This is a genomic window from Streptomyces microflavus, assembly GCF_014650075.1.
GTDB lineage: Bacteria > Actinomycetota > Actinomycetes > Streptomycetales > Streptomycetaceae > Streptomyces > Streptomyces microflavus.
Window position 1 is genome coordinate 1 of record NZ_BMUG01000040.1, and the last position, 931, is coordinate 931.

The window sequence follows — 931 nt, forward strand, 5'->3', positions numbered from 1 at the left end:
CCAAGATGAACTCGGCTGTACTCATTCTGTGTTGCGTGTGTATTGGGAATCATGGGAGGACGTGAAAAACGAATGTAATTACTACACAAGATGTGGGGGATAACATCTAAGAGTCGTGAGCGGTTTATACAGCTACTCCAGCGCCAACGTTTGCACCAGCGTAGATGGGACCAACGGGGCTAGCAACATTGACACCAGCTCCAACGTGGGCTCCAGCGCCAATAGGGGCCACACCAACATTTGCATCGACATTAGCGCCAACTCCGACTCCAATGGGACCCACGACGCCAGCTCCTACGTTGGCACCGGCGTTGACACCGGCTCCAACACGAGCCCCGACATCTACGTTCGCACCGGCGTTTACACCGGCTCCAACACGAGCACCAGCTCCTACGTTCGCACCGGCGTGGACACCGGCTCCAACGCGGGCTCCAGCACCAACACCGACTCCCGCATGGGCGCCTGCATTGATACCGGCTCCTGCGAGACCGCCGAGGCCGACACCGACGTTGCCCATGACGTTGCCGCTGATGCCCGAGGCGAGATCTGTACTGCCCGAGAAGATACCTCCAATTCCTGCACCGAGGCCTCCTCCAACATTAACATCGGCGTTAGCTCCGAATCCTAGACCTCCGAGACCAATTCCAGGGATCATGCCACCACCATTTCCGAAACCTCCAACAGCTGGGCCAGATGGGAGACGGACGGGTCCAGGGGCGTGGAATGTAGGGGATTGGACGGTGCCAGAAGGGTGTTGAGGGGCAGGTCGGGGCTGGGCAGGCTTCTCTGTGTACGATGGGTGTTGAGCTGGTGCTGGCTTGGGTGGTGCGGAGTACGACGCATGGGTTGGCGCGTACGACTCATAGGCTGGCGCGTACGACTCGTGGGCTGGTGCGTACGACTGACGGGCTGGCGCGTAAGACTCAGATTC

At 59.4% G+C, this 931-nt stretch carries 1 protein-coding gene; it reads left to right on the forward strand.

The window, feature by feature from the left end:
• Positions 1–115: 115 nt before the first annotated feature.
• Positions 116–628: a hypothetical protein gene (locus tag IE264_RS38865; protein WP_189214504.1), complete on the forward strand. Its 513-nt coding sequence runs from the start codon at positions 116–118 to the stop codon at positions 626–628.
• Positions 629–931: the final 303 nt, after the last annotated feature.